A 9,695-nucleotide genomic window follows, 5' to 3' on the forward strand; every position below is an offset into this window, starting at 1 on the left:
CGCTTCCAAAGCCTAGCATCGACACGGGCATGGGGCTTGAGCGCGTCACGGCGATTAAGGAGGGCAAGTTTAGCAACTATGACAGCTCGCTTTTTATGCCGCTAATTAACGAGGTCGCGAAACTTTGCGGCAAGCCTTACGTTTATGAAGGCGGCGCGAGTTACCGCGTCATCGCCGATCATATCCGCTCGGTTACGTTTTTGCTAGCCCAGGGAACAAATTTTAATCGCGAGGGTAGGGGATATGTTTTGCGTAGAATTCTGCGCCGTGCCGTTCGCCACGGCTATCTGCTCGGTATCAAAGAGCCCTTTATGCACCGCCTCGTGGATAAAGTATGCGAGCTGATGGGCGGGCACTACGCCTATCTAAACGAGAAAAAGCAGGTCGTAAAGGAGCAGATCAAGCTCGAAGAGGAGCGGTTTTTTGCCACTCTTGCAAACGGCATCGAGCTTTTTAACGAGGAACTTGCGCGCACTAAAGAAATTTTTAGCGGCGAGGTCGCGTTTAAGTTATACGATACCTACGGCTTTCCGCTCGATCTGACCGCCGATATGCTGCGCGAGAAAAATTTGCGCGTGGATGAGGCTAAATTTGACGCGCTTATGAGCGAGCAAAGGCAGATAGCTAAAGCCGCATGGAAGGGCAGTGGCGATAAAAACGTCCGTGGCGATTTTAAGGCGCTGCTAGAGAAATTTGGTGAGAATAAATTTAGCGGTTACGAAGAGCTTAGCCGCACGAGCAAGGTTTTAGCGCTACTTAACGAGGATTTTGCGGAAGTGGATGAGCTCAAGGCTGGCGATATCGGATGGGCGATGTTTGATATCACTCCGTTTTATGCACAAAGCGGCGGTCAGACGGGCGATAGCGGCGAAGTGGAGTCCATAGCCGATGTGTTTGATACGCAGAAATTTTATGGGCTAAATTTATCCCACTTGCGCCTTAATCGTAACCTGAAAATCGGCGATATCGTCGGGCTCAAGGTTTCTGAGGAGCGTGAGCAGATTGCACGTCATCACAGCGCGACGCACCTTTTGCACGCGGCGCTTCGTGCGGTGCTAGGGGCTCATATCGCTCAAGCAGGAAGCTTAGTCGAGGCGGACCGCTTAAGATTTGACTTCTCGCATCCTAAGGCACTTAGCGACGAGGAGCTAGCTAAAATCGAGGAATTTGTAAATAACGCCGTTTGCAAGGGCTGTGCGGCAAAAACTGAGATTATGGATATAGATGACGCTAAAAACAGCGGTGCAATCGCGCTTTTTGGCGAAAAATACGGCGCGGACGTGCGCGTAGTAAGCTTCGGCAAGGTAAGCAAGGAGCTTTGCGGCGGAACGCACGTGAATAATATAAGCGAAATAGGCGCATTTTTGATCTTAAAAGAGAGCGGCGTAAGCGCGGGCGTGCGCAGGATAGAGGCGATCTGTTCGCAAGAGGTAGTTAAATTTAGCCAGGATCTGCGCGATAAGATGAGTAGAATCGAAGCCGAGCTAAAAGGGGGCGATCCGATTTTGGGCATCAAAAAGCTAAAAAGCGAGATCAAAGAGCTGCGCGAGGCCGCGAAAAATGCAAGCGACTCACACGCGCTAGCGTTTTTAAATATCGACGGCGTCAAGCTCTGCGTCGCGGCAGTGGACGGCGGCGATATCAAAACTATGATCGACGAGTTTAAAAATAGCCACGAAAAGGCGGCGATAATGCTGATGCAAGTAGGCACCGACGGCAAAATTTCAATCGCGGCAGGCGTTAAAAACGCGCCGATCAAAGCTGGCGAGTGGGTTAAGCTAGCAGCGCAAATTTTAGGCGGTGGCGGCGGCGGACGCGATGATTTTGCGACCGCAGGCGGCAGGGACGTGCTAAAAATCGAAGAAGCGATCAAAGAGGCGATCTCTTACGCAAAAGGTAAAATTTGAACGAGATCGACTCAAGCTTCGTCAAAGCCTCGCAAATTTTGCCGCTGATTCACATTTTAAGCGTGATTTTTTTGGTTTGCGCTCAAGTCTGCGTGATCTTTGTAGTTAGAGCTTTTATGCGCGAGCAGGAGCACGAAAGCAAGCCTTTGAGCGCTAAATTTAACGAGATAATGCGCTATTTTAGGCGCTACGAGCAGTGCTTCGCGATATTTCTAGCTCTTGTTTGCATTAGCGGATTTTTTCTATCAAACGGGAGCGATTTTAAATTTTCAGATCCGATGGTAAAGGGCGTAACGACGACGTTGTGGGTAGCGGCGGGCTTTATCGTTTTAAATTTCGCCTATATCCACTATAAAATTTTATCCTTTAAAAAGGCGGTAGCCGCAGAGGATGAGTTTGAGGCGAACGAGCATCTGATCATCGTCGTAAAATATTTCATCCCGCTAAATGTCGCGATAACTCTGATATGTGTATATCTGGGCGTGACGATAGGAAAATTTTGATGATCTATCTAGCTTCCGGCTCGCCAACTCGCGCTCAAATTTTAAAAGAGGGCGGCGTGGAATTTATCCAGATCCCTTTCGATTTTGACGAAAGCGGCATTAGCAAGCAGGATGCCCGCAGCTATTCGTACCGCGTCGCGCTTAGCAAAAAGGCACAGTTTTTTAAAATTTATGAAAATTATGATAGAGTGCTGTTTGCCGATAGCTCCGTGGTCGCGGGCGATCAAATTTTGGGCAAGGCGCGCGACGAAGCGGATGCTTTGCGGATGCTAGAGCTTCAAAGCGGCGCGGTTAGCAGCGTCTATACCGCGATGATCTTCGTAAGTAAAAACTTGTAGCTTGCCGCTCTAAGCGTCGCGAGCTATAAATTTGATAAATTTAGCGAGGCCGATCTGCGCGAATACATCGCTAGCGGAGATTGGCGCGGCAAGGCGGGTGCGATGAGCATCGAGGGCTTTAATGAAAAATATATCCTAAGCTCGCGCGGTTCTAAATTTACCGCGATGGGGCTTGATCTGGAAATTTTAAAGAGGTTTATATGGTAAGAATTTTATTTAGTTTTATTACGGTTTGCGCGTTTGCAGCAGGCGGCATCTTTTTGTATTTCTATTCGCAGATCCGCTTAGAATCGGACTCCATAATCAATTATCATCCAGAGCTCACGACTAAAATTTACGATCGCAACGGCAATCTGATTGCAAACGTATTCAACGAGCAAAATAGAATTTACGTCAAATACGAAGATATCCCGGGTCGCGTGATCGAAGCTCTCGTAGCTATCGAAGATACGGCGTTTTTTGAGCACAACGGCGTGAACGTCGAGGCAATCTTCAGAGCGATCATAAAAGATATCAAGGCTATGAAATTCGTCGAAGGCGCTTCCACGATTACGCAGCAGATCACGCGAAATTTAGTTCTTTCGAGCGAAAAGAAGCTTGATCGCAAGATCAAAGAAGCGATCCTATCGCTTAAGATAGAAAACGCCCTAAGCAAGGAACAAATTCTAGAGCGTTACTTCAACGAGGTGTATTTCGGGCACGGATATTACGGCATCCGTACGGCGGCGCTTGGATATTTCAAAAAGGATTTGCAAGATCTTAGCATTAAAGAGATCGCGATTTTGGTGGGCTTACCGAAGGCGCCTAGTAGCTACGATCCGACCAAACATCTGGATCTGTCGCTTTCGCGCGCGAACAATGTCGTTTATAGAATGCACGAGCTCGGCTGGATCAATAAAACCGAATACGAGATCGCTATGGCCGAGCGGCCCGTAGTCTATGACGAGACGCTCACACAAAACGTAGCCCCATACGCGGTGGACGAGATCATAAAGGAGGCCGAGAAGCTGATCCCCGATGTCCGCACGGGCGGATATCGCATCGAAACTAGCCTCGATCTAAAGGCGCAGGAGATGGCGCAAGAGGCGCTGATTTTCGGCTACAACGAAATTCTTAAGCGCAACAAAGACGCTAACGCAAGCAACGTAAACGGCGCTATGGTCGTCACGCATCCGCAAAACGGCGAAATTCTAGCGCTCGTCGGCGGCGTGGATTACGCTAAATCAAATTTTAACCGCGCCAGCCAGTCGCAGCGCCAAACCGGCTCGAGCTTCAAGCCGTTTATATATCAGATCGCCCTTGATATGGGGTATTCGACGATGACGGAGGTTCCGGACATCGCCAGGGAGTTTGAAGACGGCAGCAGTAAAACGTGGAAGCCTAAAAACTACGACAGCACCTATAGCGGCTACATCACGGTAAAAGAAGCCCTCACGCGCTCGCGAAATTTAGCCACGATAAATTTAATGCAGGCTATCGGCGTCGAGCGCGCGGTAAGAAAGCTGGACGAGTTCGGTTTTAAAAACGTTCCGCCTGCGCTCTCCGTAGCGATTGGCAGTTATGGAATTTCGCCGCTTGAGTACTCGACGATGTATTCGATGTTTCCGGGGCTCGGTATCACGTCGAAGTCTAAATTTATCGTCTCGATCACCGATCAAAACGGCACTACTCGTTACGTAGAGCCCGAGCGCCGCCGCGTGCTGCGCCCGGAGCAGGCATATTTGATGACGACGTTGATGAAAAACATCGTCCAGCGCGGCACCGGCACTCGCGCGCGCGTGCAAGGCATCGACGTCGCGGGTAAAACCGGCACATCAAACGACAGCATAGACGCATGGTTTTGCGGCTTTACGCCCGATCTACAGATCATCATCTGGTACGGCAACGACGATTATAAACCGATGCGAAAGGTCGAGGGCGGCGGACGCACCGCAGCGCCTGTCTTTGCGCGCTTTTTAGCAAACTACCTCAAAGAGTATCCGCAAACTAAACGAAATTTCACGGTTCCGGACGGCGTCTTTAGCAGCTCATACAACGGCAAGGAGGAGTATTACACTAAAATTTCGCCGCTTCCTAAACCCCGCGAAAGTAGCAGCGACGGATCGTTTTAAATTTGGATGCAAATCTAAATTTGATCCGCTTTCGGAAGCCCTTGCATGAATTGCGTTTATTACACAAACATAAATATGCTAATTTTATAGTTTGTTTAAGGTTGTAGGCGCTAAAATGCGTAATCATTTTATTTAGGGGTTAAGATTGCAGGATTTAGCATTTGAAAGTAAAAAGATAAGAATAGAAAATACTCGTGTAAAATTCGGCAAATTTTTTACGAAATTATGTTTTATATATTTTTTATATTCTCTTAGCGCCTTTATAATTCCTAAAAATATTTTAGATATTTCTCCTGTGTGCTTAAATTTCGTAAATTTTATGAAAAGCTATTTTCCAAATATCGAAATTATCGGTAGTATTAGCCCATACACCCAACTTTCTGAATTTTACGTTAGTATTATGTGGATATACGGGATTATTATTTTTGCGGTTTCTAGCTTATATTCATTGGTTTATTATATTTACTTTTGCAGATATGATGATGATTTTATATTGCTTTCAAAAAAGAAGTGTGAAAACGATTGCCCGTTTTTGTTGCTTCCGTTTATGTTTGGTCTTGGTATTTTTATGTTTGAGGTTTATTATACCGGATATTTTGCAAGCAGCGGTATAAGCATAAGAACAAGCCATTTTATGCCGGAATTTCAAAGTAGATTTTCAATTTTTGGATATATCATTTTCTTTCAATCCGGTTTTTCTCTTTCGGGTTCCGTAATATTAATGTCTACATTCGAATTTGTTTACAAAATATATTTCTATTTAAAAGGAGTGAAAGATGCAGAGCAAAGTCAATGAAAAGAGCGGCGTATTGAATTAAAAATTTGGAGTATTATCGTATGGAATTTCAAAGTTATAAATCGGAAATGCCGCTTTTTATGATCAAAGATTATTGGACTAAAATCAGCACAGAATGCTATTTAATATTAGTTATATTCCTATTTTTCTGCAGAGGAAGTGCTTGGGCATATCAATTTTTAGGAGCCGTTACTTTTTTGGTAGGAATTTTATTTATTAATAAACATAAATTTTTAAATTTCTATTCCGATAGAATAGAATATAATTCTTTATGCAAAAATTATAATGATGTATATTCGATACATAAAAGTGTAAAGACTTCTAATTTTGATAAAATCGCTATTTATAAATTTTCTGGACTCGTGATTGAAGACGCGTGCAAATACAATGCCAATATAACTAGATTTAAAAAATTTCTCTTGCTAATTTTATCATACGCTCTGCATCCGCTCAATATTATTTGCTTTAGTGTACTTAAAATTTTAAAAAGAATAGATAGCATAAATTTAAATGTTCTAATTTTATTAGATAGCACTCATAGTAATTATTTTGCCATTCCGCTAACTATGTTAAGTGAGTATGAACGAGTAAATTTGAAAAAGTATTTAAAAGACAAACTAAATCTAAATCTTGATAATATCGAGGTAAGGGATATATTTATAGATATAAATTTTATATAAAATTTTTTAAAACCCTTTATTTCAGTATACTTTAATAAATTCCAGCTTAAGCAGATAAATTTTATCTTTTTATTGACGAGCCTCAATGCTTATCGAAATTTAAATAGGTAAAATTCTCTCCTAATTTCAGTTAAAGGAGTGAAAATGGCAGAATTTAAAAAGCTCTGGATGACGCTTGTAGCGGTACTCATCGTGGGCTTTAGTTTCTTGGGTTTTTACGGCGGCGAGGTGTATAGGCAGTCTCCGCCGGTGGTAAAATTTACCGATGCTAGCGGAGCTGAGCTAATCAGCACCGAGCGCATTTATCGCGGGCAGGAGGCCTGGCAGAGCATCGGCGGTATGCAGGTAGGCTCTATCTGGGGGCATGGAGCGTATCAGGCGCCTGATTGGAGCGCGGATTGGCTGCATAAGGAGCTAGTTGCGTTTATGGATATCAAGGCACAGGAGCGTTTCGGTGTTAAATTTGATGCCTTAAATGACGAGCAAAAGGCGCAGATCAAGGCGCTTACCAAGGCCGAGTATCGCACCAACACCGTAAAAGACGGCACCGTCAAGCTAAGCGATGATCGCTTGAAAGCTATGGCGGTCGTAAAAGACGAGTACATGGGCGTTTTCGGAAACGATCCGCGCTTTAAAAAGCTTCGCGAGGATTACGCGATGAAGGAAAACACGCTCGCAAACGAGCAACACCGCGCCGAGCTCGTGGATTTCATCTTTTGGACTGCGTGGGCGGTTTCTACGGATCGTCCGAGCGGAGAGGCGACCTATACCAATAACTGGCCGCACGAGCCGCTGATAGACAACGTCCCTACCACGGAAAACGTCGTTTGGACGATCGCAAGCCTCGTTATTTTGCTTACCGGCATCGGTCTTTTAGTGTGGTTTGGAAATTTCTACGGCAAAAAGGATGAGGATTTCGAGGCTCCTGCGAAGCTAAACGCCGATCCGATCGCCGCTTTAGCGCTTACGCCGTCGCAAAAGGCGCTCGGCAAGTACCTTTTCGTAGCGATTGCGTTGTTTGCATTTCAAGCCTTCATCGGCGGCTTTGTTGCGCACTATACGATCGAGGGTCAGTCCTTTTTCGGGCTTGATATTTCGCAATATATCCCTTACTCGCTAGCTCGCACCTGGCACGTGCAGGCGTCCATTTTCTGGATCGCTACGGGCTTTTTGGCGGCGGGATTGTTTCTAGCGCCGATCATCAACGGCGGCAAAGATCCTAAATTTCAAAAGCTCGGCGTGGACGTGCTTTTCTACGCGCTTCTTTTCTTGGTCGTCGGCAGCTTCGCGGGCGAATACATGGCGATTGCGGGCAAGATGGATCCAAGCAGCAGCTTCTGGATCGGACATCAAGGATATGAGTATTTAGACCTAGGTAGAATTTGGCAGCTAATACTGTTCGTGGGCCTTGTGATCTGGATGGTGCTCGTGCTTCGCGGCTTTATCGCGGGCTTTAGAGCCGAGGGCGATAAGAATTTATTGGCGATCTTTACCGCTTCGGTTATCGCCGTGGGGCTTTTTTACGGCGCGGGTCTATTCTACGGACAGCGCTCGCCGATCCCTGTGATGGAGTATTGGCGCTGGTGGGTCGTGCACCTTTGGGTCGAAGGATTTTTCGAGGTTTTCGCGACGGCGTCTTTGGCGTTCGTGTTCGCGTCCTTGGGCTTAGTAAGCAAGAAATTTGCCACCTACACCTCGATTGCTAGCGCGTCGATTTTCCTAATCGGCGGAATTCCTGGCACCTTCCACCACCTCTATTTTGCGGGCACCACTACGCCGATAATGGCTGTGGGTGCGAGCTTCTCGGCGCTTGAGGTCGTGCCTTTGGTGCTTTTGGGTTCGGAAGCGTTTCATTACTACAAGCTTCAATTCGCGCAGGATTGGGCTAAGCGTCTAAAATGGCCGCTTTACTGCTTCATCGCCGTAGCGTTTTGGAATATGCTGGGCGCGGGCGTTTTCGGCTTTTTAATCAACCCGCCGCTTGCGCTATTTTACATCCAGGGCTTAAACACCACCGCGGTGCACGCCCATACGGCGCTATTTGGCGTATACGGCTTTTTGGCGCTCGGCTTCGTGTGGCTCGTGGCGCTGTATATCTACAGAGAAAAGAGCTTTGACGATACGCTTATGAAGATCGGCTTTTGGGCGCTAAATGCAGGTCTGCTTCTGATGGTGCTGATTTCGCTATTGCCTGTCGGAATTTTACAGGCATTCGCGGCGATCGATGTGGGTATGTGGTACGCAAGAAGCGCGGAATTTTTGCAAAAAGACAGCCTCTACGGGCTCCGCTGGGCGCGCATCATCGGCGATACGATCTTTTTGGTAGGAAGCGTATGCTTCTTACTTCAAATCGTGCGAATGATATTCTCACGCGCTAAATAGAGCCTTCGCGAGCTCTTATCGTTTGCTTTGCCCCGCAGGGATTTTATATTCTTGCGGGGCTTTTTAAATTTAGCGCACTTCGCGTATGCCCCATTCGCACAAGTTTTTGCGTGGATATTTTTACTCAAATTCCACTCGTGCGAGCCTTTTGCCGCGGACGATATCCGCGCGAGCTTTAAGCTTAGCCGCAAATCGCGATCAATCTTTAAAATTTTAAAATTTTATCCTTTTAAATTTACCCGAGCCAAATTTTAAATTTGCTACAATTACCACCGAAATTTCAATCTCAAGGAGTAGAAAATGGGTGTGCGAGAGCAAATTTTAGAAGACATTAAAACGGCGATGAAGAGCGGCGATCACTTCCGCAGAGACAGCCTGCGGATGCTTAACGCCGCGCTTAAGCAGGTCGAGGTGGACGAGCGCATCAGCCTTAGCGACGAGCGCGTCTTTAGCATACTTCAAAGCGAGATCAAGCGCCGAAATGACTCTGTGGAGCAGTATCGCGCGGGCGGTCGCGACGATCTGGTGCAAAAAGAGCAGGGCGAGATCGAGATCATCGCATCCTATCTGCCTGCGCAACTAGGCGATGCCGAGCTTGCCGCTGCCGTCAGCTCGCTAATTGCCAAGCTCGGCGCGAGCGGCGCAAAGGATATGGGGCGCGTGATGAAAGCCGCCAAGGAAGCGCTCGGCTCAAGCGTGGACGGCAAGCGGTTGAGCGATGCGGTCAAAGTGGCACTGAAGTAGCCTGCGTTTGAGGCTAAATTTCGGTTACGGCTAAATTGTATCGGCGTAAAATTTCGCCGCTGAAATTTTTTGAGATAGAGCTTTGGCTGCGGAATTCATACGCTAATTTAAAATTTTAAAGGATCATCATGAAAAAATTTATCGCTGTTTTACTAGCCGTCCTGCTTGTGGGATGCCAGTGCAAACAAAACGTAGCGCCTGGGGCTAACGAAACGCCCGAACAGATTACGGCAT

The 9,695-nt window shown here is 46.6% G+C and carries 7 protein-coding genes and 1 pseudogene; all 8 read left to right on the forward strand.

All coding sequences use genetic code 11. The features are described from left to right. Positions 1-1,907: alanine--tRNA ligase (gene alaS / locus Q0236_RS02880; RefSeq protein WP_297914913.1), on the forward strand; the 1,907-nt coding region annotated here is incomplete at its 5' end. Further along, positions 1,904-2,410, forward strand: a complete 507-nt coding sequence (locus Q0236_RS02885; protein WP_297914916.1) for a hypothetical protein — start codon at positions 1,904-1,906, stop codon at positions 2,408-2,410. The genes alaS and Q0236_RS02885, both read left to right, overlap by 4 nt. Further along, a pseudogene (gene maf / locus Q0236_RS02890) lies at positions 2,410-2,955 on the forward strand (septum formation inhibitor Maf). Before Q0236_RS02885 ends, maf begins: the two are co-directional and overlap by 1 nt. Then, positions 2,949-4,859: a transglycosylase domain-containing protein gene (locus Q0236_RS02895; protein WP_297914919.1), complete on the forward strand. Its 1,911-nt coding sequence runs from the start codon at positions 2,949-2,951 to the stop codon at positions 4,857-4,859. The pseudogene maf and the gene Q0236_RS02895 overlap by 7 nt, the downstream one beginning before the upstream one ends. A 145-nt stretch (positions 4,860-5,004) precedes the next feature. Further along, a complete protein-coding gene (locus Q0236_RS02900) occupies positions 5,005-5,655 on the forward strand; it encodes a hypothetical protein (RefSeq protein WP_297914922.1) in 651 nt (216 codons plus the stop codon). A gap of 41 nt (positions 5,656-5,696) precedes the next feature. Then, a complete protein-coding gene (locus Q0236_RS02905; protein WP_297914924.1) occupies positions 5,697-6,335 on the forward strand; it encodes a hypothetical protein in 639 nt (212 codons plus the stop codon). A 144-nt stretch (positions 6,336-6,479) separates the two neighbouring features. Further along, a complete protein-coding gene (locus Q0236_RS02910) occupies positions 6,480-8,717 on the forward strand; it encodes a nitric-oxide reductase large subunit (RefSeq protein ID WP_297914929.1) in 2,238 nt (745 codons plus the stop codon). A 300-nt stretch (positions 8,718-9,017) separates the two neighbouring features. After that, positions 9,018-9,461 (forward strand): GatB/YqeY domain-containing protein, encoded by a 444-nt coding sequence (locus Q0236_RS02915; protein ID WP_297914932.1) that lies wholly within the window; start codon positions 9,018-9,020, stop codon positions 9,459-9,461. Positions 9,462-9,695: the final 234 nt, after the last annotated feature.

Origin of the sequence: uncultured Campylobacter sp. (genome assembly GCF_938031315.1) — a bacterium.
Lineage (GTDB): Bacteria > Campylobacterota > Campylobacteria > Campylobacterales > Campylobacteraceae > Campylobacter_B.

What these genes read in the sequence shown, in the direction of transcription:
- Q0236_RS02895 (WP_297914919.1), top strand. Translation starts at nt 2,949, where the DNA reads ATGGTAAGAATTTTATTTAGTTTTATTACGGTTTGCGCGTTTGCAGCA.
- Q0236_RS02905 (WP_297914924.1), top strand. Translation starts at nt 5,697, where the DNA reads ATGGAATTTCAAAGTTATAAATCGGAAATGCCGCTTTTTATGATCAAA.
- Q0236_RS02910 (WP_297914929.1), top strand. Translation starts at nt 6,480, where the DNA reads ATGGCAGAATTTAAAAAGCTCTGGATGACGCTTGTAGCGGTACTCATC.
- Q0236_RS02915 (WP_297914932.1), top strand. Translation starts at nt 9,018, where the DNA reads ATGGGTGTGCGAGAGCAAATTTTAGAAGACATTAAAACGGCGATGAAG.